This is a genomic window from Phycisphaeraceae bacterium, assembly GCA_019636735.1.
In the GTDB taxonomy this organism is placed as follows: domain Bacteria; phylum Planctomycetota; class Phycisphaerae; order Phycisphaerales; family SM1A02; genus VGXK01.
Map to the genome: position 1 here is coordinate 121081 of JAHBWY010000006.1, position 25573 is coordinate 146653.

General features: G+C 66.8%; 18 protein-coding genes. 6 read left to right on the top strand and 12 right to left on the bottom strand.

All coding sequences use genetic code 11. From position 1 onward, the window contains the following. Positions 1 to 20 precede the first annotated feature (20 nt). From ligA to KF724_09875, 4 genes are read right to left on the bottom strand one after another with little or no spacing between them, the layout of a single operon-like run. Positions 21 to 2075: an NAD-dependent DNA ligase LigA gene (gene ligA / locus KF724_09860; GenBank protein ID MBX3355988.1), complete on the bottom strand. Its 2055-nt coding sequence runs from the start codon at positions 2073 to 2075 to the stop codon at positions 21 to 23. Between the two features lie 39 nt (positions 2076 to 2114). Then, the gene (locus KF724_09865) at positions 2115 to 2450 is read right to left on the bottom strand and encodes a hypothetical protein (protein MBX3355989.1); all 336 of its coding nucleotides are present in this window, start codon (positions 2448 to 2450) and stop codon (positions 2115 to 2117) included. Continuing rightward, a complete protein-coding gene (locus KF724_09870) occupies positions 2447 to 3277 on the bottom strand; it encodes a sugar phosphate isomerase/epimerase (GenBank protein ID MBX3355990.1) in 831 nt (276 codons plus the stop codon). Before KF724_09870 ends, KF724_09865 begins: the two co-directional genes overlap by 4 nt. A 19-nt stretch (positions 3278 to 3296) precedes the next feature. Then, the gene (locus KF724_09875) at positions 3297 to 4712 is read right to left on the bottom strand and encodes a thioredoxin family protein (GenBank protein MBX3355991.1); all 1416 of its coding nucleotides are present in this window, start codon (positions 4710 to 4712) and stop codon (positions 3297 to 3299) included. 114 nt (positions 4713 to 4826) lie between these two features. Between KF724_09875 and KF724_09880 the strand changes: the two genes are divergently transcribed. From KF724_09880 to KF724_09900, 5 genes are read left to right on the top strand one after another with little or no spacing between them, the layout of a single operon-like run. Next, positions 4827 to 5555 (top strand): hypothetical protein, encoded by a 729-nt coding sequence (locus KF724_09880; protein MBX3355992.1) that lies wholly within the window; start codon positions 4827 to 4829, stop codon positions 5553 to 5555. A gap of 6 nt (positions 5556 to 5561) precedes the next feature. Further along, on the top strand, positions 5562 to 6797 hold the full coding sequence (locus KF724_09885; GenBank protein MBX3355993.1) for a hypothetical protein: 1236 nt from the start codon (positions 5562 to 5564) through the stop codon (positions 6795 to 6797). Between the two features lie 27 nt (positions 6798 to 6824). Further along, positions 6825 to 8321: a DUF1800 domain-containing protein gene (locus KF724_09890; GenBank protein ID MBX3355994.1), complete on the top strand. Its 1497-nt coding sequence runs from the start codon at positions 6825 to 6827 to the stop codon at positions 8319 to 8321. Between the two features lie 48 nt (positions 8322 to 8369). Then, complete coding sequence (locus KF724_09895) at positions 8370 to 9671, top strand: DUF1501 domain-containing protein (protein ID MBX3355995.1); 1302 nt, start codon at positions 8370 to 8372, stop codon at positions 9669 to 9671. A 59-nt stretch (positions 9672 to 9730) separates the two neighbouring features. Further along, positions 9731 to 11416 (top strand): AarF/ABC1/UbiB kinase family protein, encoded by a 1686-nt coding sequence (locus KF724_09900; protein MBX3355996.1) that lies wholly within the window; start codon positions 9731 to 9733, stop codon positions 11414 to 11416. 87 nt (positions 11417 to 11503) lie between these two features. Here KF724_09900 and KF724_09905 read toward each other — a convergent pair whose 3' ends face one another. The 4 genes from KF724_09905 to KF724_09920 are packed head-to-tail and all read right to left on the bottom strand — an operon-like array spanning position 11504 to position 18013. Then, positions 11504 to 13567, bottom strand: coding sequence for a DEAD/DEAH box helicase (locus tag KF724_09905; GenBank protein ID MBX3355997.1), 2064 nt, complete (start codon positions 13565 to 13567; stop codon positions 11504 to 11506). Further along, the gene (gene rsmG / locus KF724_09910; protein ID MBX3355998.1) at positions 13560 to 14423 is read right to left on the bottom strand and encodes a 16S rRNA (guanine(527)-N(7))-methyltransferase RsmG; all 864 of its coding nucleotides are present in this window, start codon (positions 14421 to 14423) and stop codon (positions 13560 to 13562) included. Before rsmG ends, KF724_09905 begins: the two co-directional genes overlap by 8 nt. 36 nt (positions 14424 to 14459) lie before the next feature. Then, positions 14460 to 15680: an FtsW/RodA/SpoVE family cell cycle protein gene (locus KF724_09915; GenBank protein MBX3355999.1), complete on the bottom strand. Its 1221-nt coding sequence runs from the start codon at positions 15678 to 15680 to the stop codon at positions 14460 to 14462. Continuing rightward, entirely contained in the window at positions 15677 to 18013 is a 2337-nt protein-coding gene (locus tag KF724_09920; protein MBX3356000.1) for a hypothetical protein, read from the bottom strand. Before KF724_09920 ends, KF724_09915 begins: the two co-directional genes overlap by 4 nt. 208 nt (positions 18014 to 18221) lie before the next feature. Between KF724_09920 and ychF the strand changes: the two genes are divergently transcribed. Next, positions 18222 to 19310, top strand: coding sequence for a redox-regulated ATPase YchF (ychF, locus tag KF724_09925; protein MBX3356001.1), 1089 nt, complete (start codon positions 18222 to 18224; stop codon positions 19308 to 19310). Positions 19311 to 19475: 165 nt separating this feature from the next. Here ychF and mraY read toward each other — a convergent pair whose 3' ends face one another. The 4 genes from mraY to queA form a co-directional block, all read right to left on the bottom strand. Beyond that, positions 19476 to 20675 (bottom strand): phospho-N-acetylmuramoyl-pentapeptide-transferase, encoded by a 1200-nt coding sequence (mraY, locus tag KF724_09930; protein ID MBX3356002.1) that lies wholly within the window; start codon positions 20673 to 20675, stop codon positions 19476 to 19478. After that, a complete protein-coding gene (locus KF724_09935; GenBank protein MBX3356003.1) occupies positions 20672 to 22135 on the bottom strand; it encodes a UDP-N-acetylmuramoyl-tripeptide--D-alanyl-D-alanine ligase in 1464 nt (487 codons plus the stop codon). The genes mraY and KF724_09935 overlap by 4 nt, the downstream gene beginning before the upstream one ends. Beyond that, the gene (locus tag KF724_09940; protein MBX3356004.1) at positions 22132 to 23874 is read right to left on the bottom strand and encodes a UDP-N-acetylmuramoyl-L-alanyl-D-glutamate--2,6-diaminopimelate ligase; all 1743 of its coding nucleotides are present in this window, start codon (positions 23872 to 23874) and stop codon (positions 22132 to 22134) included. Before KF724_09940 ends, KF724_09935 begins: the two co-directional genes overlap by 4 nt. 276 nt (positions 23875 to 24150) lie before the next feature. Beyond that, complete coding sequence (gene queA / locus KF724_09945) at positions 24151 to 25440, bottom strand: tRNA preQ1(34) S-adenosylmethionine ribosyltransferase-isomerase QueA (protein MBX3356005.1); 1290 nt, start codon at positions 25438 to 25440, stop codon at positions 24151 to 24153. Positions 25441 to 25573 lie beyond the last annotated feature (133 nt).

Consider the following 25573-nt stretch of genomic DNA (forward strand, 5'->3'; position numbering starts at 1 on the left):
GAGTTCGGCCGCGGATCGCATCACGAGGCTGACGACGCGCCGCCGAGCGCCGCCAGAAAGCGCGCTTCATCCCAGACTTCGATGCCCAGCGAGTGCGCCTTCGCCAACTTGCTGCCCGCCTCCTCGCCGGCAATGACGAGATGCGTCTTCGAGGAGACGCTGCCGGTGACTTTGGCTCCGAGCGCCTCGAGTTTCGCGGTGGCCGTCGGGCGATCCATCTGCTGGAGCGTGCCGGTCAGGACCACGGTCTTGCCGAAGAAGGGCGACCCGGTGGCCGCGACCCGGCTCTCCCGGCTCGCGAGATCGACGCCGCTTGCGGCAAGGTCACGGAAGATCGACATCGCCCGCGGCGAGTGCAGCCACTCCGCAACTGAAGCCGCGGTCACCGGGCCGAAGTCATCAAGTGCCGCGAGGTCGCTCTCCCCTGCGGCGAGCAGTTCGTCGGCATGCGCGAAGCGCCGCGCGAGGGTCCTGGCCGCGCTCTCGCCCACATGGCGGATTCCGAGGCCTGCGAGCACGCGAGCAAGGCCGCGTGACTTCGCCTCCTCGATCGATGCGAGCAGATTGTCGGCGCTGCGCTCCCCCATCCTCTCGAGCCCGAGGAGCTGCTCGCGCGACAGCCGGAAGAGATCGGCGAAGGAGCGAACAAGCCCCGTCTCGACAAGCTGATCGACGAGCTTCTCGCCGCACCCCTCGATGTTCATCTGGCCTCGCGCGACGAACCACTTGAGCTTCTCGCGCAGTTGTGCCGGGCATTCGGGATTGGAGCAGAAGAGCTTCGGGCCATCCTGGGTCACCTCGCTCCCGCAACTGGGGCACTGCGTTGGCGGCTCGATGGGCGCAGCACCCTTCGGCCGCTTCGCAGCGACGACCTCAACCACCTGCGGAATGATCTCCCCCGCCTTCTCGATGACCACCGTGTCGCCGAGGTGAAGGTCCTTGCGGCGGATCTCCTCGATATTGTGGAGCGTTGCGTGGGTCACGGTCGTTCCCGCGACGAAGACCGGTGCGAAAGTGGCGCGCGGGGTCAGCGTGCCCCCCTTGCCCACCTGCCAGTCAACTCGCACGAGCGTCGTCTCGCGCCGCTCAGCGGGGTACTTGAAGGCAACGGCCCAGCGCGGCGCCTTCGCGGTGCTGCCGAGTTGCTCCTGCTCCGCGAAACGATCGACCTTGGCGACCATGCCATCGACCCCGAAGTCGAGCGAGGCCCGCGTCTCGCGGAAGCGCTCGATGGCGTCAATCGCGTCCTCCAGCGTTGCGCAGCGGCGCGTCAGCGGCGAGGTCGGTACTCCGAGCGTGCGAATGACCGCGAGGAAGTCGAAGTAGCTCTCGACCGGGCCGCCCCCCGGATGAGCAAGGCCCTGCGACTCACCGGCACCATGGGCGAGGAATCGAAGGTGCCGAGCGCGAACAACGGCGGAATCGAGGCTCTTGAGCGTGCCGGCGGTCGAGTTGCGCGCGTTGGCAAAGAGGGGCTCTCCCTGGCGCTCGCGCTCTTCATTGATGCGATCGAAGGCGCTCGTCGGCATGAAAATCTCGCCGCGCACCTCGAGGACCTCGGGACACGCGACCCCCTTCGCCCGAAGCCGCAGCGGCACGCTTCGCATGACCTTGACATTGGCGGTGATGACATCGCCCTTCTCCCCATCGCCTCGCGTGAGAGCCTGCACGAGCACTCCATTCTCGTAGCGCAGCGAGACGGCGACGCCGTCAATCTTCGGATCGCAGACGATCGCGGGGTCATGGCCAAGGGCGTCGGTACAGCGCCGATACCAGGCGCGGAAGTCATCGACCGAGTAGGTGTTGTCGATCGACCGCATCGGCACTCGATGGGCAGCGCTCTCGAATCCATCGAGCGGAGCACCGCCGATGCGCTGCGTCGGACTCGCCGGGTCGGCGAGCTCCGGATGCTTCGTCTCAAGAGCCGCGAGTTCGGCGAGCAGCGCGTCGAATTCACTGTCCGCCATGAACGGATCGTTGTCCGCGTAGTAGGCGATGTTCGCCCGATCGAGAAGATCGCGCAGCTCGGCAATGCGAGCACGCTCCGAAGTTGGCGAGGCGGCGTCACCCGTCATGAAGCGGACGGTACTGCCCCGCTCGGGGCACGGTCCAGTTCAGCGCTGAATGACATCGGGGCCGGAGCCGGCTTTCTTTTCATAGATGCCGGAACCCGCTCGTTCGTACTTGGTGAAACCGAGGCGATCGAGATTCTTGTTCGAGAGCTTCGCCTTCTCGGTGGTCGTCTGAAACTGCGGCGCCACTGGCACGCGGCGCACCGGCTTCCCGCTCTCCGGGTGCTTGGTCAGCGGCGGATCGCTGATGCGCTGGAAGACCTCGAAGGTCTCGCCATCACTTCCGTCGGGTCGCACGATGGCATAGAGGTAGGTTGGCATGAAGCTCCTTGGCCGCGTGGCGAAGCGCCCGCGGCGGCGGCCGGGGGCGTGCGTCACTCGGACATCATAGATCGCGCCATCGTGAGGGCCGCCCGGACATCGTCCAATCGCTGCCCGCCTGACTCCCGTTCGATGATGAGATCAACCGGCGGGTCCAGGCGCCGAAGTTCCCGGGCGAACGCGGGCCAGTCAACGGCGCCCGAACCGACTGGAACTTCGCGTCCCCATGTTCCGGGCTTCTCCGTCGGTTGCGCGTCCTTCAGGTGCACCTGTCGTACGCGCGGCGCGAGTAGGCGAAGAGCATCGACGGGATCGCCCATGCCGTAGAGAATCATGTTCGCGGGGTCGAAGTTGACGCCGAGGTTCGCCGCGCCGACGGCATCAAGGAAGTGAACCAGCGCCTCCGCTCGCTCCTGCCCGGTTTCGAGCGCCACCATGACATGCCGCCGTGCAAAGACATCGGCGATGGTCCTGAGGCGCTCCACCATGATCGCCATGAGCGGATCGCTCCGATCCTCGGGAATGAACCCCGCGTGCACCGTGATGAGCCCGAGCGCATGATCGGCGCAGAGATCAGCGAGCCGAAGAGCGCGATCGAGGTTCGCCTTCCAAGTTTCGTCGGGGCGAAAGCCGCCCGTGCGTCGAATGGACTCGAGCGTGCGATAGTCCTCGCCCACCGTCGCCATCATGCCGCTGAGCACTCGAACGCCCTCGGCGCGGAGAATCGCGATTGCATCGCACCATTGGCGCGGTTGTTCGATCAGCGGCACGAGCGCCAACTGCACTGCATCGAGAGGAATCGAACGCACCTGCTCGGCGAGGCGCGCGGGTGACTCCGGGCGCAGACTCCAGGAGCAGACGCCGATGGATCGCTCAACGCTCATGGCGGATCAAGGGGCCGGCTCAGGGCTGGCCTGCATCGGCCGGTGTTCGCGGCCCAAGCTGTGCTTCGACGCTCCTCTGGATGCGCTGCAATCGTTCGACCGCAGCGGGCGGGAGCTTCGTCGCTTCGCCGTTCGCCGCCTCAGCACCCTCGATCGCCTTGATCAGCCACTCGCGATGCATCGTGTCGACGGCCTTCGCGCGCTGCGCCGCGGCGACGATCGCTTCAAGCATCTTCGGATCGGTGTCGAGCTCCATGGCGGCGACCGCGGCCTGTCGCGCCTCTTCCCTCCGGCCCGCGGCGAGCACGGCCGCGTGAATCTCCGCCGCGTCCTTGCGCCACATGCTGTCGTTCAGGCCCGTCTGATCCGGAGCGACGCCCTCCCTGGCCATGTCGAAGATTCTCCGGCGCACGCGCACGGAGCTCTCCGGATCATCGATCAACTCTCCAAGGTCCGCCCAACGCCCCTCCGCCTTCAGCATGTCGTTCAGCCGATGGTGCAGTCGCGCGAGCAGAGGCTTCACGGACGGATCATCCTTCACCTGGTCGAACCACGCGAGGGTGGCGTTGGGCTCATTCACCACCTCGTTCAAGATCATCCAGTCCTGCGCGGCTTGCCACACCTGTCGCGAATCGGTGAGCGCTGCGGCGTCGAGGGCGCGGCGTGCTTCGTTCCGAAGGGCGAGGAATCGCTCCCGCGCGGCAGGATGGCGGGCCGCGAGCGTCTTCATGTCGCTGGCCATGAACGAACCTCGCACGCCTCCGAAGCCCGGCGCATCGGCCGTCGCTCCCCACAGGAACTCGAAGTTGTCCGTGGCTTCGTCGAACTTCCGGTCCCGGAGTTGCTGTTGCGCCTCCTGGTAGCGCGCCATGGGTCCGTCGTCGTCCTGCGCGCGATCGCGAGCGGCACCTCGCGGATTGGGGTCCGGCGCCTGACCGCGATTTCGCACCGGAGCGGCGCGCTTCTCCCCTCGGTCGATGCCCGCGAGCCAGGCCACAAAGGGTTGCGGCCCGACATTGCCCATGACCCGATCGAACTCCTCACCGCCCCTGAGGGCCATCGTGGTCGGAATGCTCCGAATGCCCATCGAGCGAGCAAGGTCGGGCTCGACATCGGTGTCGAGCGCGTACACGATGGCATGCTCCCTGAGCCACTCGACGACCTTCGGATCGACCCAGGTGGTGCGATCCATCTGCCGACAGGGGCCGCACCAGACCGCGGTGGCCTTCACGATGAACCACTTCCCCGCCTCCTCCGCCGCCTGCTTCGCGTCGAGATAGGGGCGACCGTCGAAGATCTCCGGCTTCGCCACGGCTGCCGGCGCATCTCTTCCTTGCGCGGCTTGTTGCGCGGCGGACTCGGTCGTCACCGCGCCCCCGAAGGTGATCGCGAGAACCGGGATCCAGAGCTTTGATCGTGGAGTCGAGAGTGGCATGAATTCCGCCTCCTGAGTGCGTGGTTCATCGAAGTGTCCCCGGAAACGCCCCTTGGAACAAGTCCCCGCTTCTTCGCGCGGCTCTTGCGCTTCGCGGCTACCATGCCGACTCACATGACCACGGTGAAGCTCGACCACGACGGCCTGGAGCAACTCCAGGCGATGCGCGACCCGAAGGGGCGTGCCGTGGGCTCGCCCCGTGGCGCCGACACCGATGATCGCCGGACGCTCTCCCAGCGCCTCGAAGCGTTCATCAGTCGGCTGAGCACTCGCAATCGCTTCTGGCAGAAGGTCTGCTCGCTCATCTGGCTGCCCTATGCCTTCCGGAGCGGAATCACGATGAAGCGGCTTGATGCCAAGCGCTTCACCGCGGTGCTCCCGTTCCGTCGCTTCAACCGCAACTGGTACAACGCGATGGCTGGCGCGGCGCTCCTGGGCAACAGCGAAGTCGCCGGCGGCATGTACCTCTTCTCCCGCGTCGGCAGCGAGTTCATCGTCGTCTGCAAGGAAATGAAGTACCGCTTCCTGCGGCCGTGCGTGGGACCGGCGGTCTATCACATCATCGACGCCGAGGATCTGGATGCGAAGCTCGAGGCCGGTGGTGAGTTCAATATCCGCCTGGTGATGGACATTCGCCAGCAGGTCCGACGCCATGGCCGCGAGCCGCGCGTGGGCCGTTGCGAGATCACCTTCCACTGCACTCCAAAGGCGATGATGCGTGACCGAGCCGAGCGTCGTGAGCGCGCCCGTGAGGCCCTTGAGCCCGGTGCGGCCATCACCGCGACCACGGCGACCATCGCAACCACCACCGCCGACATCGACACGGACGGGTCGGCCCGCTGAGTGCCGATGGCGGAGCCGCTGCGCTCACCCGCGCTGACCTCGATCGCCCGCGGGCTCTTTCTCGCGTCAAGCTGGACCTGGTGCATCGGGGCGTTTCTGCCGCTGCTCCTGCTTCGTGACTTCGGATGGTCGGGCTTCCTGGTCTTCGCCCTCCCGAATGTGCTCGGCGCCGCGGCTGTTGGGTTTCTCTGGAACCGCGAGCGCTCCGAGCGCTTCGTTCGCGCGCATCCGACGCTTCTTGCGTGGTTCAGCACCGCGACTCTCTCCTTTCAGGCGTTCTTCATCGCGTGGATGGCACCGTTCGTCATCATGGCGGCGCGCGGTCGCACGGGCGAGGGAGATGCGCTGACGGAGCTCATCACGGCCCACGAGGCGCCGCTCCCGATGGTGGAACTCCAGCGCGCCCTCACGCCCGATGGGAGCGCATGGTGGATGTGGCTCGCGGCCATGGTGCTCTTCGCCGCCGTCGTCGGAAGCGCTCGAGCCATGCCGCGGGCGGGCGAGCGTGCATGGATCTGGCTTGGTGTCATCGTCACCATCGGATCACTGCTTCTCTGGGCATGCGAGGGGTTTCGACTCGGTGAAGCGGGCCTTGCCGGAAGCAGTGCGCTCGCCGATCTCGGCTGGCTGGCGCCGGCGATTGCACTCGGCTTTCTTGTCTGCCCGCACCTGGACGCTTCGTTTCACCGCGTGGTTCGACACGATCAAAGCCGGTGGCCCTGGATCACCTTCGTACCGGCGTTCACGGCGATGATCCTGATGACCACGAGCGCGTTCCTGCTCAACGCGCCAGGCGAACCGGTGCTGCTTCTGGGTGGAGCATTCGTCGCGTGGTGGTTCATGCAGGTGACCTTCACTGCGGCGGTTCATGCACGCGAGCTCCGCGCTCTTTCGCTGCGACACGCCGGCTGGATGGTGCCCGCGGCGCTCCTCATCGGGGCCGTGGCCGGGCGCCCTGGCTTCGGCAGCGAAGCGACCTACCTTCGCTTCCTCGGTCTCTACGGCGCGGTGTTTCCCGCGCTGGCGCTGCTGCGCTGGCGGGGCTATGGCAGCGCCGCAATTCTCGGATTTCTCGCGATCGCGATTCCCGCGTTCGAGGTGGGTTTCATCGGACCCAGGGGCCTTGAAGGTCCGCGTTGGGCATGGGCGGTGCTGATTCCCGTGCTTCTCCTGCTTGTTCTGGTGGTCCCGCCGCGCACAATGGAGAAGAATCGACAAGGGACGCCCCGAATCGCCGAATGAGTCGGGAGCCCTTCGCTTCACCTGACCATGCCGACTCCCTCACTGAAGCCGCTTTCTCCAGAGAAGTTCGGCTACTGGCATGCGCATCACCTGCTCTTGAGGGCGGGCTTCGGCGGAACTCCGGCGCAGGTGCGGCAATTGGCGGACCTCGGACTCAGCCGGGCGGTCGATCTCCTCGTCGACTTCCATCGCCTGCCCCAGGACGCCTCCGAGTCCGATGACGAGAGTCGATTCGACGCCGACATCATTCGTCCGCTGACCGAGGCGGAACGGCGCGAGCAGCGCGAGGCGCGTCGCCGCAACGATGAAGCCGTGCTCGAGCGCTTCCAGCGCATGCGCAATGATGCCACACGGCGAGATCGCGAACAGCTCGGCGCCATGCGGCGCTGGTGGCTGACGCGGATGATCGAAACTCCGCGCCCCCTGGAAGAGCGGCTCACCCTCTTCTGGCATGGACACTTCGCGACGGGCTATCGCACCATCGAGGACAGCTGGCACATGTATCGCCAGAACCTCTTCTTCCGCGCGAATGCAGCGGGCAACTTCGGTGATCTTGCGCGGGGCATCATCCGCGACCCCGCCATGCTGCGCTACCTCGACAACAATCGCAACCGCCGGCAGCAGCCCAATGAGAACCTCGCGCGCGAACTCATGGAGCTCTTCACCATGGGTGAAGGTCGCTACAGCGAGCGCGACATCAAGGAGGGTGCCCGCGCACTCACGGGGTACACCTTCGAGGACGACACCTTCGTCTTTCAGGAGCGCGAGCACGACAACGGGACCAAGACGATTCTCGGCCGAACCGGCCGCTGGAACGGCGATGACTTCGTGAACATCCTGCTGGAGTCAAAGGCGACCTCGGAGTTCATTGCGCTCAAGCTCTATCGGGAGTTCGTCTGTGATCTTCCCGACCCCCTCTCCTCGGAGCGACGGCGCTTTGTCGACGCACTCGCTCGGCAGCTTCGCGAGTCGAAGTATGAGCTGCGGCCGGTGCTTCGCGCGCTCTTCCGCAGCGAGCACTTTCACGACTCCGAGCACCGCGCCTCGATGATCCGCAGCCCGGTCCAACTCATCGTGGGCACCATTCGCAGCCTGCACACCCCGGCACGCGACCTCACGCTCCTGGCGAGCGCCTCGGAGATGATGGGGCAGCACCTCTTCCAGCCGCCAAGCGTCAAGGGCTGGGATGGCGGTCGTGCGTGGATCAACACTTCCACGCTCTTCGTGCGGCAGAATGTGGTCGTCTACCTCATGACCGGACAGCGCCCTGCCGGCATGCGCGGACAGGCGGACACCTCGACCTTCGATCCCATGCACCTCGTGGCCGATCTTGGTGATCGATCGCGCGATCCCGTGGCGGTGGTCGACTACCTGACGCGCTTCCTGCTGGGAGGCGAGATTCCCCCCGAGCGGCGCGAAGTCCTGCTCGCGTTCCTCCGAGACCACGGCGATCGGATTGACAGCCACCGGCTTCGAGGCGTGCTTTGTCTCATTGCCGCGATGCCCGAGTACCAGCTCTGCTGACCCGCGAATCACGCGACCACCAGCGCCTGCGAAGCAAGGAGTTCGACCATGCACGATGATCAGGTCCCCTACAGCCGCCGTCGCTTCATTCAGCATGGCGTGGCGCTGGCGTCACTGGCGAGCACGATTCCATCGTTCATCCAACGCTCGGCGCTGGGCATGCTGCTTCCGGGCACGCAGGGGCGCACCAGTCTCCCGGGTGTTCCGCAGGATCATGTGCTGGTCATCGTGCAACTGGGAGGCGGCAACGATGGTCTCAACACCGTGGTGCCCTATGGTGCCCCGGAGTACTTCCGTGCCCGCCCGACGCTCGCGGTCGCCGAGCCCGGCGGGCAGGCGCGCGGCGGTGCCGGCGTCGCGCTCGAACTCGATCGCTCGCTCGGCCTGGGGCTGAACCCGGCTCTCGAGGCCATGAAGGCGCTGCACGACGACGGATTGCTCTCCATCGTGCAGGGCGTCGGCTATCCGAACCCGAATCGATCGCACTTCGCCTCGATGGACATCTGGGAGACGGCACGCCTCGATGGCAAGGGCGAGGGGTGGATCGGACGCTACTTCGACAACACCTGCGGAGGAACGCCCATTCCCGAGGGAGCGATTCACATCGGTCGCTCGGCGCCGCTCGCCATGATGGGCACGATCCAGAAGCCGGTCTCCTTCGAGAGCGCCGACCTCTTTCGATGGCTCGGCGACGATGTGCACGAGGCGCTGCGCGATCCATATCAGGCCATCAATCGAGCGGGTCCGGTGGGGTCCCCCGCGCCGGGAAGCCAGCGGGACTTCCTCATGCGCACCGCGCTTGATGCGCAGGTCGCCTCCGACCGGATTCGCGCGGCGGTGCGCAAGCAGCCGCTGGTGCGCTATCCGCAGAGCGACATTGCACGGCAGTTGCAGGTGGTGGGCGCCCTCATCCGCGACGGCCTCCAGACGCGCGTCTTCTATGTCAGCAAGGGCGGATTCGACACGCACGCCAATCAGCCGGGCGGACACGCGAACATTCTGCGCCAGGTGGCGGAAGCACTGCGCGCGTTCAACGACGACCTCCGTGCGCAAGGCAACCAGGAGCGCGTGCTCACGATGGTCTTCAGCGAGTTCGGCCGCCGCGTGCAGCAGAACGCAAGTCAGGGCACCGATCATGGCACGGCGGCGCCGATGTTCCTGATGGGCCCGATGGTTCGGCCGGGCATCGTGGGCCATCATCCGAATCTCGCGGATCTCGACTTCGGCGATCTCCGATTCGGCCTTGACTTTCGAGGCGTGTACGCGGCCATCCTCGAACAGTGGATGGGCGTTGCGCCGGAGAAGGTGCTGGGCGGGCGCTTTGCGCAACCGCCGATCCTGCGAGCCTGATCCCGCGCCGTCGCGCGCATCTCCTATGCTCTCGCGCCGAGCGCAGGGCTCGCGGCCGCATGGACTTCCTCCACATCAATCAGACTCTGCGGAATGTCCGGCGCTATGGAGAGATCCTCTCCACGCTCGCACGGCATGGCTTCGGCGATGTCATCCAGGAGATGAAGCTCGACCGTCTCGTCGAGCGCGGCGTGAGTTTCATGACGGCGGGGCATGTTTCCCCGGAGTTCGATCGCCTCCCTCGAGCCGTGCGTCTCCGGAAGGCGATGGAGGAGCTGGGGCCCACCTTCGTGAAGCTCGGACAGGTGCTCAGCACACGGCCCGATCTTGTGCCGCCGGAGTGGGCCGAGGAGTTCAGGGCTCTTCAGGACAATGTCCCGCAGGTTCCCTTTGAAGAGATCGAGAGGCGCCTTGATCAGGAGTTTGGCGAGGAGCGATCGTCGATCCTCCGTTCGGTGCAGCACAAGGCGCTGGCGGCCGCGTCGATGGCGCAGGTGCATCGAGCCGTGCTTGCCGACGGCACCCATGTGGTGCTGAAGATCCTGCGGCCCGGAATCCGCGAGCAGACCGAAACCGACATGGAGATCATGCGCGCCCTCGCGGGGTGGGCGGAGCGCTCCTTCTCGAACATGGGCTACAGCCCCGTGGAGGTCGTGGCCGAGTTCGCACGCGAACTCGCCAAGGAGGTCGACCTCACCCATGAAGGTCGCGCCACCGAGCGCTTTCGGGCGCAGTTCAAGGACGACCCGGACATTGTCTTCCCCGAGGTGCACTGGAGCGCCACCACGCAGAATGTCCTTGCGCTCGAGGAGATCAAGGGCGTGCTCCTCTCTCGCCGCAAGCCCGACGATCTCACTCCCGAAGAGTGCAAGAAGGTCGTCGCCAACGGCGCCCGCGCGGTGCTGCGGCAATGTCTCGACTTCGGCTTCTTCCATGCCGACCCGCACCCGGGCAATCTCTTTGCGCTGCCTGGAGGGCGCATCGCATTCATCGACTGCGGCATGACGGGACAGGTCGAAGCGCGCACCGCGCAGCGCCTGGCGGAGCTCGTCTCCGGCGTCGTGAGCGGCGAGACGGAGCGCGTCATTGCGGCGGTTGGCGCCCTCGGTGATGTGGATCCTTCGATCCTCGAGCAGGCGGCAGTCCGCGCCGATGTCCGCGACTTCGTCGGGCGCTTCCAGAATGTACCGCTCGACCAGCTCGATCTCGGGCCCCTGCTTCGCGACTTCTTCGCTCGGCTCAGGACCCATCGCGTGCGCTGCCCCGCCGATCTGGTGCTGCTCATCAAGGCACTCACGACGATCGAGTCGGTCGGCGCCGAGCTCGACCCGGAGTTCCAGATGGTCGAGTTCGCCCGGCCCTATGTGGAGCGCCTCGTCACGCGTCGTTACAGCCTTTCGGCGATCCGCCACCGACTCGCGGCCAGCCTTCTCGGCTATGCCGAGCTGGCGGAGGATCTTCCCGGCGAGGTGCGCTTTCTTCTGACGCAGGTGAAGCGCAATCGCCTCGCGGTGAACCTCGAACATCGCGGGCTCGGGCGCCTCGTGAACACGATCGAACATGCCAGCCGCAATGTCGCCTTCGCACTCGTGATTGCGTCGATGCTCGTCGGCTCCTCGATCCTGGTGCTCGCGGCGAAGGAGCCCGGGGTCGGGTCGCTTTGGTTCCTGGGCGTCGCGGGATTCCTTGCAGCCACGGTGCTGGCCGTGCTCATGATCGTGAGCAATCGACGCCTGAAGGAGTGAGGCTGCGTCCGTATTCGGCGGTGGTGCGTCGAAGTGCCGTCAATCGGAGTCGGTTGCGGCGCCAGTTCGGCTGCGCGGAGAGAGCTCCTACGCGCTCTCCGACGCCCATGGGTCGCCGCCTGTTGCGCCTTCCTCCCAGGTCAGATCGATGCCATCATCAATCGGTGTGACCCCTTCGGGCAACGCTGAAAGAAATGCCCTTCCATAGCGCTTGGTCACGATGCGCGGGTCAAGCACGACCACGCGCCCGGTGTCGGTGCTCGATCGAATGAGCCGACCGAAGCCCTGTCGGAAGCGAAGAACCGCTCGGGGAAGCTGATCATCCATGAAGGGCTGACCGCCGCGAGCCTCGATGAGTTCACGCCTCGCCTCGACCAACGGCTGATCTGGCGGATCAAAGGGCAGCTTGCAGATGATGACATTCCTCAGGGCGCGGCCCCGAACATCGATCCCCTGCCAGAAGCTCGCCGTGCCGAAGAGGACGCCTCGCTCACTCTCACGAAAGCGCCTGAGCAGCAGGCCTCGCGGAACACCGCGCCCCTGCACCAGGACCGAGTGGCCGTTGGAAACCAGTTCGTCTTCCAAGCGCCGCGCCACTGATTCAAGCATCGTGAAGCTGGTGAAGAGCACGAACGCGCCGCCATCGGTCGCCTGGAGATGGCGCCGAACCCTCGGCACAAGTGCGTCGACGAATCCTGGCGCATCGGGTGACGGCATCGATGAGTCGACATGCAGGCGGACCTGCCGCGCGAAGTCGAAGGGGCTCCCGAGTTCGAGCGTCTCCGCATCGGTGCAGCCGAAGCGGGCGACGGCATGACTGAAGTCGCTGTGCCCGGTCGTGAGCGTGGCGCTCGTGAGCACGACCGAAATGTCGCGGCCGAAGAGATGCTCCGCGAGGATCGGCGCGGCATCGATGGCGGCGCAGCGCAGGCTCATTGAGCCGCGCCGGGTGCCCCGCCGCCGCGCCGAGGCACTGCGCTCCGCCCAGTAGACGCACCCGGGGAGCGATTGCGACGCAAGGATCTCAATCGACGAGGCCAGCTCGGTCGCCCGAACCGCATAGGCGTTCAGCTCGAACTGGTCCTCCTCATCAATCAGGTGTCCCTTCAGCAGGCGCAGCGATGCGGCAAGCCTGCCAAGCGCTTCCGCTGCGGGAGCGCCCTCTTCAAGCGTCGACCTCAGACGCGTGGCGCCATCGCTGTCGCCGATGTCCACCGCGACACCGTCGAAGAAGGCGCGAGATGCCTCGGCGGCATCGGAGACGCGCGTGAGCGCCTCGGCAATGATCGAATCCGCGCCGGGATTCGCCTTCAGCGTCACGAGCACCCCGCGCTGCTGACCGGAGTGATGCAGCGTGCGAAGGAGATGCTCCACGCCTGCCTCGCTCACGCGCAGGCCGAAGTGTTCGGAGGCGACCATCTCCGCGTCGTGCGCCTCGTCGATGATGACATGGTCGTAGGCCGGCAGGAAGCTCGCGCCGCGCGATCGCATGGCCAGATCGGAGAAGAAGAGCGCATGGTTGCAGACAAGAAGGTCACCGTGCTCCATGCGACGCCGCGCCGCCTGATAGAAGCACTTCTCATAGGTGGGGCAGCGCCGCCCCATGCAATTGTGCGCGTCGCTCTGGGCGAGCTCCCAGACGGAGGGCCGTGCGAGCTCTGGCAGTGTGCTGAGTGAACCATCGCGCGTTTCATAGGCCCACTGCTCGATCTGCTGGAGCGCGTGGCGCTCCTCTTCATCGGGAAAGAGACGATCGGCGCGCTTGCTCGCCAGTTGCAGGCGTCGCAACGAAAGGTAGTTGCCCCTTCCCTTGACGAGGACCGCACTGAACTCCTCGGGAATCACCGCGTTGAGAAGCGGAATGTCCTTCTCGATGAGCTGCTCCTGAAGGTTGATCGTGTGGGTGACGACCACCACGCGCTCTCCGGAGCGAACGATGCGCTCGATGGCGGGAATGAGATAGGCGAAGCTCTTGCCGACGCCGGTGCCCGCTTCGACGAGCAGACGCCCGCGCTTCGCCATGCACTCGCGGACCGCCGCGGCCATCGCCATCTGCTGAGGTCGAACCTCGAATCCCTCAAGTCGACGCGCGACCGCGCCCGCTTCAGAAAGCAGCGCTTCCGCGGTGACCATGGGTGCGCTCTCAGCCACGCGCTCTCCCTCCCGGAGGCCGTCGACCACGCGGGGCCTTCGCCCGGGGCGCAGCGTGCCCACGGCGCTCGATCGATGGAGCCTTCGCGGGTGATGACGCGGAGCGCGGTGCCCGGCGTCCGGGCCCCAGCAGCGGCCGGCGGGCCGGTTCACCGGGCAGTCGCGGAAAGGTGCGCGGCGTGCGCGCATTCTTGGAGAGCCGCACGAGCGTGCCCGTCGGAGTCTGGCGAAGCTCGGCGACCGCGCCTCCGAGGTGCCCGATGACGAAGCGCGCCTCCTCCACTTCCGCCTCGGCGCGCTCGCCCTTGATGTAGATCGCCATGCCACCCGGGCGAACAAATGGCAGCGTCAACTCGACCAGCACCGGCATCGCGCCCACGGCCCGGCTCACGACGACATCGTGCTGCTCGCGATGGCGGCCCCGGTCATGCGCCGCCGTCTCGGCGCGCTGCGCGTCGACTGACACACCCTCGAGCCGCAGCGCCTCAACGGCCCGCCGAAGGAACGCGGCCTTCTTGGCCGTCGTCTCGAGCAGCGTCACGGTGCTGCCCGGCGCGATCGATGCGAGCGCCACCGCCATGGGAATGCCGGGGAGTCCACCGCCGCTTCCGACATCGAGCACCTTCAATGGCCCGCCCACTTCCTCGGCGAGCGACGCAAGCCATGGCACCGGTGTCAGACTGTCGAAGATGTGGCGCATCCACGCCTGTTCAACGGGCACGCGCGTGAGGTTCATCACCTCGTTCTCGCGATAGAGAAGCGCGAGATAGTCGCCGAGTCGGGCTCGATCGCCCGAGTCGAGTTCCACGCCAAGTTCGGCGAGGGCACCTTCGAAGGCCTGGTCCGGCGGCTGCATGGGCATCTGGCGGAGAGAGGATACGCCGCCCCAGGCTCACGCCTCGCGGAACTCGAAGCTCGGGCGCTCGAAGTACCTCGGGCGCTGCAATCCCACCGAGAGAATCAGCCCGACCAGCATCCATGAGGCGACCATGCTGCTTCCCCCGTAGCTCACGAAGGGCAGCGTCATGCCAGTGATCGGAAGGAGTCCGACGGTCATTCCGATGTTGATCGTCGATTGCGTCGCCATGAGCGCCACCGCGCTCACCACGACCAATCGTCCGAAGGGGTCGCGTGACATCGCCGCCGTCCAGAGTCCCGCTGCAACGAAGAGAATCACCGCACATGCCACGAGCGCACCGCCAACTGCACCCCAGCGGCAGACGATCACCGCGAAGATCATGTCGTTGTGCTCTTCGGGCAGCGCGTTGTGGATGATCAGCGCGCGGGCGTGGTCCTGCCCAACGCCCCAGGCGCCACCGGCGCCCGCGACCGTCATCGCGCGATCGGCCTGGAAGCCGATGTCCTGCGCGAAACGATCATCGCCCCGGATCTGCGCCACCATTGCATCAATGCGCTCGCGCTGGTGCGGCCTGAGGAAGGGATAGGTGAGCGGCGCCGCAATGGCGCACGCCAGGAGGATTCCCGCAACATGGCGCTTCTTCGCTCCTGCGGCGAGAATGACTGCAAAGAGCGCGGGGACGAAGAGAAGTGTCGTTCCGAGATCGGGCTCGATGAGAATCAGGATCGCGGGCACGAGCGTGATGAGAAACGGCACGAAAAGCCCCGGCAGTCGTCGATGCTCATCACCGCGCCGGAGCCAATCGGCCATGACCAGGCACCACGCGAACTTTGCAAGTTCGCTCGGCTGAAGATCGGTGAACCCCAGACTGATCCAACGGCGCGATCCGTTGCGCGGGCGGACGATCCATTCGGGGATCCCGGGAAGCATCACGAAGACGAGCAGGACGATCGCCACCGCGAGCGCCAACCAGGCACCCCGGCGAAGCCAGCGCTCGGGAAGCACCGTCACGCCAAGCAACGCGATGAGGCCGACTGCCATGAAGAGCGCCTGCCGCGCGGAGCGCCCGGGATCGGTCGTGCCGATCGCCTCCACGCCGATCACGCTCAGGAAGAGCGCCGCGATCACCACCAGCCACGCGGGGGTGAGCCAGTTGACGCGCCCCCGTCCAAGGCCGCGCGCATGGCGGGCGGCTGGCGCCACGCCGAACGCTCTCGATGGCAGCGACGGAACAGGCAGCGCCTGTGAACTCACTGGCGCGGCCTCCGGTCGGAGCGCCGCGGCGAGTCGGCTTCGAGATACCCCTCCTCAACGAGCGCGCGAATGACCTGCGCGGCGACCGGCCCGGCAACCTTGCCGCCCGAGCCGCCATACTCAACGAGAACGGCCATCGCATACCGCGGCCGATCGCGGCTTCGATCGCCGACAAGCCCCGCGAACCACGCATGATCGAGCCCCGAGATCGTGCGATCGACGGTGCCGTCACCATCGATGTCGAGGCGCAAGGGCGGCGCTTGCGCCGTCCCCGTCTTGCCGTAGACACGCACCCCCGGGGTGTCGAAGATCGGCTCACGCGCCTCGCCGAACTGAAGATGATGGGCCGTACCGTAGGACGCTTCGACCGCGCGACGAAGGCCATCGATCATCTGCGCTACGGCGCGCGGCGGAAAGTCCATCGCCTCACCGGGCGCCTCGTGCGGCCGCGACGCCTCGATCGCCTCGCGCGGCGCTCGAATGAGCGTCGCATCGCGCCGGACACCCTCGCGTGCGATGGTGGCGTACGCATTCGCCGCCTGAAGCGGCGTCCATGCGATGGGCCCCTGCCCGATGCCGAGGATGATCGGCGTCAGCGCATCGCGTCGCTCACGCATGGAGGAGACCATCGCCTCGGTGGGGAGCGAACCTCCCGACTCACCGATCATGCGCGTCGAGCCGTCGGTCCCAGTCACCTCGCGCAGCAGCCCGATCCCCAACGGTGCCCCAAGACCGAAGCGCCGCATCCACGCGGTGAAGCGCTCCGGTCCAAGGCGCTGCGCCAAGGTGTAGAAGTAGATGTTGCAGCTTCGCGCAAGCGCCTCGGCGGCGGTGAGTGCTCCGCCGGTTCGCGCCGTGTGAGACCCCATGCCGTAGCGCGGCCGGAAGATCCAGCAGCGCGCCACCTGCGGATTGTCGGGAAAGAAGTGGCCGTGGCAGGCCACGGTTCCGTCGATCGGGAAGGCGCCCTCGGCGGTGGCGGCGAGGTAGACGAGCGGCTTCAGGATGCTGCCAGGTGAGTAGATGCCATCGATCGCGCGGTGGATTCCGGGAGCAAGTCGCTCTCGCTCTCCCGGAGGTAGTGACGCCGCGAGACTCGGTGGCGGCCACGACGCGGCAACGAGAATCTCGCCGAGGTCGACATCGATCACGACGACGGCGGAGGCGAGCGGCGTTCCCTCGGCAAATCCCGTTGAGCGCGACTCATCTTCGCCAGCACCCGCGTCATGCCAGGGGTGCCGCGTCGTGAGCCCGACCGCCGGGTCAAGCAGCGCCTCGACGCGCGCCTGGAGAGCGATATCGAGCGTGAGCTGAAGGTCGCGCCCGGGCTCGGCATCGCTCCGCTCCTCCGCGCCGCTGTCGAGGCGCGTGGTGACGCGCCCGCGAAGGCCGCGCAGCACCTCTTCCTGCGTGCGCTCGACCCCCGAGTGACCGATCAGATCACTGCCCGGTCGATAGCCACCGAGGTCCTCCTGTCCATCGGGACGCATGAAGGGGCGCCGTTCGAGGTCCTCGCGCCAGGTCTCCGTGCGGCAGCGCCCCACGATGTGCTCGGCCACACCATCGACGGTGACCGACACGGGCCTCGCGCTCCTGAGCGGCGACGGGAAGGTGCTGCGATCGACCTCGATGGTCGCGGTTCGCCGGGGATAGACGCGTCGCACGCTGTCGGTGACGGTCACGATGCCAGGCACTGCGTCCGCCAATCGGCGCAAGGCGAAAGCAGTGCTGTCGCTCACCTCGGGAATCACCTCGTGCGCGCGGCGCTCTTCGTTGATCGGATCGGCACGAAAGGTCTCGAGCGCCCCGTCGCCGTAGCGCGCCACCCACGCGCGCTGTTGCCGCTCGCGCACGACGGCGGCGCGACGGGTGACCTCCTCGTAGACACGATCGAGCCGGGCATCGAGTTCCTCGCGCGGCAGGCCGGTCGTTCGGCAGACTTCGTCGAGCACCTCATCGAACTGCCGCTGAGCGAGCGGCTCGAAGCGCTCGGCCGCCGCCTCGCGCCCGCGTCGAGTGAGCGACGACCATGTCGCCGCACCAAGTTCGCGCCGCGCGAGGCGTCTCGCCTCGCTCCGCACCCATCGACCGTCGATTGCCGCGAACTCGATCGCGACGCCGTAGGCGGGCACATCCTCGGCGAGCACGCGCCCCTGTCGATCGGTGATGCGACCGCGCACGGTCGGCAGGAGCTTCGTGCGCCCCAGCCTCGACTCCGCTTCGGCCAGCCGCTCCTGCCCCTCGGAGATCGTGAGACTCCAGATCCTCGCGCCGATCGCGGTGAACGCCAGCGCCACGATCACGCCGATCGCCACCAGGCGACGGTGAAACATGCCGAAACGGAAGAGCGAGGAAGAGGGGTCGAAACCGCGGTGCACAGGTGATTGAAGCGTATCGGTCGAACCTCATCGGCGGCTACACGCGGAACGCCCTTCCCTTCGTTACCCTGTCGGCCCCCTGCGCCAGGCTCGGGCTCGTCGGCCGCAGGGTGTTTGGCGGTGACGAGGACGAGCGGTTGACCACACCTCCCCGGAACGACTCATGGAATGCGGCATCGTCGGACTTCCCAATGTCGGCAAGAGCACTCTCTTCAATGCGCTGACGGCGGCGAAGATCGAGGCGGCCAACTACCCCTTCTGCACCATCGAGCCCAATGTCGGCGTCGTGCCGGTGCCTGATGCGCGCCTCGGCGTGCTCCAGCGCTACATCACCACGCAGAAGGTGATTCCCGCGTCGGTGCGCCTCGTGGATATCGCCGGCCTCGTGCGCGGTGCGAGTGAAGGCGCCGGCCTCGGGAACAAGTTCCTCAGCCACATTCGAGAGGTCGATGCGATTCTGCATGTCGTCCGCTGCTTCGAGGACCCCGATGTCACCCATGTCGACGGCTCGCCCGACCCGGTGCGAGACGCCGAGACGATCGACACCGAGCTGATGGTCGCCGATCTCCAGGTCGTTGACGGCATCCTTGAGAGGAACCGCCGCATTGCCCGGAGCGGTGACAAGGAGGCGATCGCAAAGGTCTCTCTTCTCGAGAAGGCGCGCACGGAACTTGACGCCGGGCGACCGCTCCGGCGCGGCTCATGGACTCCCGAGGAACTCAAGCTCCTCCGCGAGTTCGGGTTGATCAGTGCGAAGCCCGTGCTCTTCATCGCCAATGTCGACGAGGACGATCTGCACGGGACGGGTGCACTTGCGACGCGCCTTCGCCAGGCGGCCGAAGCGGCGGGCGCCCGCGTGGTCCCCGTCTGCGCGAAGATCGAGGCGGAACTCGCGGAGCTCTCCGAGAGCGATCGCGCGGAACTGCTCGAGAGCCTCGGCATGAAGGAGCCGGCGCTCGCCTCCGTGGCGCGTGCGGCCTACGAACTGCTCGGGCTTCAGAGCTACTTCACTGCGGGTCCGAAGGAGATTCGTGCCTGGACCATTCACAAGGGTGACACCGCGCCGCAGGCTGCGGGTGTCATTCACACCGACTTCGAGAAGGGCTTCATCCGTGCCGAGTGCTACGGCGTGAAGGACCTCGAGGAGCATGGCAGTGAGAAGGCGATCCGCGACGCCGGACGCCTCCGCAGCGAAGGGCGCAACTACATCATGCAGGATGGCGATGTGGTGCACTTCCTCTTCAATGTGTAGCGGTTGAGGCGTAGCGGTTGATGTGTCGCGGTTGAGCACGGCCACGGCGGCGGTGCCGCCGCCCGTGTTACATCGCCCAGGCCTGATCGACTTGGAGGACCGGCGCGACATTCCCGCCCCCGGCTACTCGTCGTCGCGATGGCCCGACCACGCGCCGCGCCGCCGTCAGCGCACCTTCAGGCTGGCAAGCGCAATCATCGTCAGCATGACGCTGACGAGCCAGAAGCGGGTCACGACCTGCGTCTCGGTCCATCCGACGAGCTGGAAGTGATGATGGATGGGTGAGCAGCGGAAGAGTCGACGCCCCTCGCCGAACATGCGGCGCGTGCTCTTGAACCAAGTGACCTGGAGCATCACGCTCATCGCTTCCGCGAAGCAGATGCCCGCGATGAGAATCAGCAGGATCTCCTGCCTGATCGCGACCGCCATCGTCGCGAGCACACCGCCCATCGCGAGGCTGCCGGTGTCACCCATGAAGACGCTCGCCGGGGCGCAGTTGAACCAGAGGAAGCCGAGTGTCGCGCCGGCCATCGCCCCCGCCATCACCATGAGCTCGGCGGTGCCCGGCACATAGGGCAGGTTCAGCGTGTAGGCATGGCTCTGCGAACCGGCGATCAGGCAGAGAAGCATCATGGCGAAGCTCGCCACCAGAATGACCCCGCCCGCGAGACCATCCATGCCATCGGTGATGTTCACCGCGTTCGAGGTGTACGCAATGAAGAGCGTGCCGATGAGGAGAAAGAGCGGCAGCGACAGCACCAGCACGCCCGGCTCAAGCGGAAGCGCCTGAAGGAACTGCTCGGCCGCCGTCGGCGGATGCGTGCGCTGGAATGGAAGGTTGAGCACATGGCCGTCAGGCAGCATGCTCGCGTGGTAGATGAACCACGAAGCAATCAGGCCGATGCCGAGTTGAAAAAGCAGCTTCTCCCACGCCAGCAGGCCGTCACGCGCACCTTCGGCCCGTCGCGCCGCGGTCAACTTGAGCCAATCATCGAAGCCGCCGACCACGGCCAGCCAGATGAGCACGGCGAGGGTGACATGGATGTAGCGGTTGTGGACGACATCGGCGAAGAGCAGCGTCGTCAGCAGCACCGAGCCGCAGATGAGGAGGCCGCCCATCGTCGGCGTCCCCTTCTTCTGCTTCATGAGCTCATTGAGATCGGAGCGATGAAACTCGGGGTTGTCACCGATCTTGAGGCGCCGCAATCGCTCGATGACCCGAGGTCCCGCGAGCATGACGGCGGCAAAACTGAAGATGACCGCGGCGAAGGCGCGGAACTCCAGTTGCATCATCAGCCGCACCACGGCCGAGAGCCCCCACGACTGGAGGGTCTCCTGAAGCAGCTCAACGACGCGCGGAATCATTTGCGGCGAACCCCCGACGAAGATCCTCCGCCCGACGCCGTCGCCGAAGCCTGACACTCCTCGCGCAGGCCGGCGATGAGCTTCTCGAGCGCTGCGCCACGCGAAGCCTTGACGAGCACCGAGTCTCCCGGCCGGAGCGCCGCAAGGAGCGTCTCGACGCTGGCCGATGAAGTGTCCGGCAGACGCACGAGCGGCGCGCCCGGCGCGGCGCGATGGAAGCTCTCGGCCATCGGGGCGCTCCCTTCGCCGACGAAGATCGCAAGGTCGGGCGGTGCGCCCGCCATCGCTGAGGCGAGCCAGGTCCCGAGCGATTCGTGAAGCGCGTGACTCTGCGCTCCGAGTTCGAGCATTTCACCCAGAAGCGTCACCCGGCGCGTGGCACCACGCTCGATCTCTGCGAAGGCGGTGATTGAGGCGCGCATCGCCTCGGGATTCGCGTTATAGGCGTCGTTCAGAAGCGTGAACCGGCCGAGCGATTCACGGACGAAACGCATCTCCGAAGGGCGCACGGCCATGAGGCCGTCCCGGATCGCGTCGGCGTTGGCGCCGAGTGCATGAGCGGCAGCGGCGGCGGCCACGGCATTCATCGCGTTGTGTTCACCGGAGAGCGCAAGACGCAGGTGAAGGACGCCCCACGGCCCGGCGATCTCGATGTCATCGCCCGCGGGGCCTGCGGAGCGAGAGAGGAGTCTCGCATCACCCTGCCGCAATCCGAAGGTGAGGCGCGGCGTCGAAGCGCAACGACCGTGGTGTTCAAGCGCCTCGTTCACCGCGTGAGTCGCGAGCTCACTCGCGGCCGGAAGAACGACCGTGCCATCGGGCTCGAGTCCCGTCACGATTGATGCCTTCTCGCGCGCGATCGCCTCAACCGAGCCGAGGCGCTCGAGGTGCGCATGTCCGATCATCGTGATGACTGAGACATGCGGACGCACCAGTCGAACCAAGGGCTCGATCTCCCCGGGCGCGTTCATCCCCACCTCGGCGACGAGGTGCCTGTGATGGGACCGCAGCGCGAGGATCGTGAGCGGCACACCAAGGTCGTTGTTGAAGCTCCTGGGGCTCTGCACCGTCGGGCCGATCTGCTCGAGAATCGAGGCGATCAGTCGGCGCGTCGTGGTCTTTCCGCAGCTTCCGGTCACCGCTGCCGCGCGACCGGTGAAGCACTCCCTCGTGTGCCGGGCGAGCGCCGTAAGGGCCGCACGCGTCGATGGGACGAGCAGGCACGGGCCCGGCGTTTGCGCCAGTGGCCGTTCGATCAGCGCCGCGCGAGCCCTGTGCACGAACGCGTCGGCCAGGAAGTCGTGGCCATCGAGCCGCTCCCCCCGGATCGCCACGAAGAGGAACCCGTCGAGCGATTCACGCGAGTCGATCCCGACACCGCGGAGAGCGCCCTCGGGCGGCGGTGAGAGCCAGCGCCCGCCGACCACCGCCGCGGCCTCTTCCGAGGTGAGGTCCATCATGAGGCACACTCCGACAACTCCGCGCCACTTCGTGCCGGGCGTACACCAACACCCAGTCGCACGAGCGATTCGCGCGCCGCCTCGCCATCATCGAAGTGGCGCCGCTCGCCGCCGATGATCTGATAGTTCTCGTGGCCCTTGCCTGCAATCACGACCACATCGCCGGGACGCGCCGCGCGAATCGTCGCGTCGATGGCGAGGGCACGATCGACCTGACGCTCCACCCGTGAGCGATCGCTCGGCTCGACACCCTGCATGATCGCGTCGATGATTGCCTCGGGATTCTCGCTGCGAGGATTGTCACTGGTCACGGTCACGAGATCGGCGCCGGCGCATGCGACGCGCCCCATGCGGGGGCGCTTGGTCGGGTCACGATCGCCGCCGCAGCCGAAGACGACCCGGAGTCGAGCCGGTGGCGTCACCAGCGGCCGCAGCGCCGAGAGGACATTCTGAAGCGCATCGTCGGTGTGGGCGTAGTCGACGAAGACCTGGAAGGGCGCATCGATCGCGGTGATCGGCTCCAGTCGTCCGGGTGGCGCGGCAAGTGAAGTCACGGCCGATTGAAGTGTCCGTGCATCGAGGCCGATGGCGTGCGCCGCGGCAATGGCCTGAAGTGCATTCATCGCATTGTGTCGACCGGTGAAGGGCACGCTTGCCCGGAACTCCCCCCACGGCCCTCGGAAGGTGAGCGCCGCGCCGGCGATGGTCATCTCGTGGATCTCAACCGACGCGCGAGCGAGCCGAGCGCTCGCGGGCGCAGTTCCAGTTGCAGGGTTCGCCGCCGTGTCCTGCGCGGTGCCATGGGCTACTGCACTTCCTCCCGCGCTCCCTCGCCCAGCCGGGCTCGCCGTTTCAAGCCCCGCCGCGCTGCGGTCCTGCGCGTTCATTCGCCCCATCGCATCACTCCGGGCCACCTGCCCCTGTTCCACGATCTCGCAGAGGATCACCCGCGCCGAACAATCTTCAAGCATCCGGCGATGCCACGGGTCCATCGCGTTGACGATCGCCAGCGCGTCAGAACGAAGCGAGGCGAAGAGCCGTGCCTTCGCCGCGGCGTAATGCTCCATGGTGCCGTGATAGTCGAGGTGATCACCTGTCAGGTTCGTGAAGATCGCGGCGTCGAAGTCAAGCCCGGCATTGCGCTCCTGGTCGAGGGCATGACTCGAGACCTCCATCGAGAGCGCGCGACAGCCGTTGGCCCGCATCGCACTGAGCGCGGCGACGATCGACTCCGCATCGGGTGTGGTCAGTGTCGCCGGTGTCGAGCGCACACCATCGTGAATGCTCACGGTGCCGATCAGGCCGCAGCGCCACTCCGCCGCCGCAAGAATCTGCTGCGTGAGTGTGGCGGTGGTGGTCTTGCCGTTCGTGCCTGTGACACCGACCTGCTTCATCGAGCGACCCGGCCAGCCGGCAATGGCATGCGCCATGAGCGCAGCGCTTCGCGCCGGGGTTGCCGTCGACACCCATCGCACGCCGCTTGACGCGACTTCGGCCTTCGCACGCCAACGCGAGATCACTCCATCGCTCGCGGCAATCGCCACCGCACCGCGCGCAATCGCCTGCGGAATGAAGCTCGCGCCATCACCACGCTGCCCCGGCCGCGCGATGAAGATCGAACCGGGCCCGACGCGCCGCGAATCATCGGTCGCATGGGTGACCTCGGGGTCGCCTCCCGCGGCGGCGCTGCCGTGCCACGCGAGCCCCGGGACCTTCTCGATCAGTTCACTCAGCCTCATCGAACGACCTCACCTGGAACGCGCTCCGTCGCCAAACCTTGCGGCAGTTGTATCGGCTTTCGCGGTCGAAATGGAACAGAGCGGACGCCGCTTCTGGACGAGGTTCCGCGTCCCCCGCGCCGGCGGTGCTCACTCCGGTCGGAGCGGCGCGAAGTCCGGGGGGGCGGGCACGGCCCGTGTGGTGCGGCCCGCGTTGCTGGCGCATGCGCCGGGCGGCGGCAGCTCGGGGGTGAAGCGAGGTCTTCCGCACCCCTGAGTTCGACCCCCGAGAGGGTTTCAGAGGATGAGCATGGCGTCCCCGAAACTGAAGAAGCGGTAACGCTCCCGCTGCGCCTCGGCATAGAGCCGGTGGAGACGCTCGAGTCCGACGAATGCGGCGACCAGGGCGAGCAGGCTCGATCGGGGCAGGTGAAAGTTCGTGAGCAGCGCATCGACGCGCCGGATGGGCGTTTCAGGGAGGATCATGAGCGAACTCTCCGTGGACCACCCTGCGGTGAGCCACGCCTCGTCCGGAGGCCACGGCAGGCTCTCGAGCGTGCGCACCGAGGTGGTTCCGACGGCGACGACCCTCCCCCGCCCCTCCCGACGACTCGGCTCCTTGGCGGCGAGTGCATCGAGCGTCTCGCCCGGAATGTGGATCCACTCTGAGTGAATGGGGTGATCGTCGACAAACTCGGTTTCGACCGGCTTGAAGGTGCCCGCCCCCACTTGCAGTTGCACATCGGCGAAGGTCGCCCCGCGATCTCGGAGCGCCTCGAGCAGTTCAGGAGTGAAGTGCAATCCCGCCGTCGGCGCGGCGATCGAACCATGCCCGTCGGGTCGGGCGTAGACGGTCTGGTAGCGCTCGCGGTCGAGGCGATCGATGGCGCCGTCGTCGGGCCGATGATCCGCCTGACGGGCGCGGTGAATGTAGGGGGGCAGCGGAGTCCAGCCGCAGCGCTCGACGAGTTCGTCGATGGGTTCATCCCCTTCAAAGCGGATGGCGGTGCAGTCAGCGTCGGGGCCTTCAATGACGACAGTCGCATCGGGCGACGCTCGGCGCTGGGCTTGGGGTTGGGCATGGGGGTCCAGCTCTCCCGGCGGCTCGACGCGCAGGCGATCGCCGGGATTGAGACGCTTCGAGTGCTTGATTCGAGCGCGCCACGAACGGCCTCCCAGCGGCGCATCGAGCAACCCCTCGAAAGACTTCCCGTCGCGCTCCCTGCGGAACTTGAGGCGGGCGGCGAGCACGCGCGTGCGGTTGATGACAATCAAGTCACCCGCGCCGAGGTAATCCGGCAGGTCACGCACCGTGCGATGGTCGACGCGATCGGCATCGCGATGCACCACCATCATGCGAGCGGAGTCGCGCGGTGTGACCGGCTCGCGCGCGATGCGCTCCGGATCGAGCGAGTAGTCGAGCTGCGAAGTTGGCGTGCGCGTGCGGTGCATGACGGCGGAGATGGGCGCGGCGATGAGGGCGATGATGGCATTGGCTGCGGCGACAAGGGCAGCAATGTCGGCGACGACTGCGGAAGTGATGGCGGCGCTGAGGGAAGCGATGACTGCGGCAACGAGGGCAGCCATGACGGCATGAGCTGCGGCGGCGAGGGCGTCGATGATAGAGGCGATGGTTCGGTCGAGACGCGCTCCTGCCAATCAAGGGACCGGCTGCACCCGAGCGAGCATTCGTTGGAGCTTCCGGCACTCGATCGGCCTG

What these genes read in the sequence shown, in the direction of transcription:
- KF724_09880 (MBX3355992.1), top strand. Translation starts at nt 4,827, where the DNA reads ATGACCACGGTGAAGCTCGACCACGACGGCCTGGAGCAACTCCAGGCG.
- ligA (MBX3355988.1), bottom strand. Translation starts at nt 2,075, where the DNA reads ATGACGGGTGACGCCGCCTCGCCAACTTCGGAGCGTGCTCGCATTGCC.
- KF724_09895 (MBX3355995.1), top strand. Translation starts at nt 8,370, where the DNA reads ATGCACGATGATCAGGTCCCCTACAGCCGCCGTCGCTTCATTCAGCAT.
- mraY (MBX3356002.1), bottom strand. Translation starts at nt 20,675, where the DNA reads ATGATTCCGCGCGTCGTTGAGCTGCTTCAGGAGACCCTCCAGTCGTGG.
- KF724_09935 (MBX3356003.1), bottom strand. Translation starts at nt 22,135, where the DNA reads ATGATGGACCTCACCTCGGAAGAGGCCGCGGCGGTGGTCGGCGGGCGC.
- KF724_09875 (MBX3355991.1), bottom strand. Translation starts at nt 4,712, where the DNA reads ATGCCACTCTCGACTCCACGATCAAAGCTCTGGATCCCGGTTCTCGCG.
- queA (MBX3356005.1), bottom strand. Translation starts at nt 25,440, where the DNA reads ATGGCTGCCCTCGTTGCCGCAGTCATCGCTTCCCTCAGCGCCGCCATC.
- KF724_09885 (MBX3355993.1), top strand. Translation starts at nt 5,562, where the DNA reads ATGGCGGAGCCGCTGCGCTCACCCGCGCTGACCTCGATCGCCCGCGGG.
- KF724_09890 (MBX3355994.1), top strand. Translation starts at nt 6,825, where the DNA reads ATGCCGACTCCCTCACTGAAGCCGCTTTCTCCAGAGAAGTTCGGCTAC.
- KF724_09900 (MBX3355996.1), top strand. Translation starts at nt 9,731, where the DNA reads ATGGACTTCCTCCACATCAATCAGACTCTGCGGAATGTCCGGCGCTAT.
- KF724_09870 (MBX3355990.1), bottom strand. Translation starts at nt 3,277, where the DNA reads ATGAGCGTTGAGCGATCCATCGGCGTCTGCTCCTGGAGTCTGCGCCCG.
- KF724_09920 (MBX3356000.1), bottom strand. Translation starts at nt 18,013, where the DNA reads ATGTTTCACCGTCGCCTGGTGGCGATCGGCGTGATCGTGGCGCTGGCG.
- rsmG (MBX3355998.1), bottom strand. Translation starts at nt 14,423, where the DNA reads ATGCAGCCGCCGGACCAGGCCTTCGAAGGTGCCCTCGCCGAACTTGGC.
- KF724_09940 (MBX3356004.1), bottom strand. Translation starts at nt 23,874, where the DNA reads ATGAGGCTGAGTGAACTGATCGAGAAGGTCCCGGGGCTCGCGTGGCAC.
- ychF (MBX3356001.1), top strand. Translation starts at nt 18,222, where the DNA reads ATGGAATGCGGCATCGTCGGACTTCCCAATGTCGGCAAGAGCACTCTC.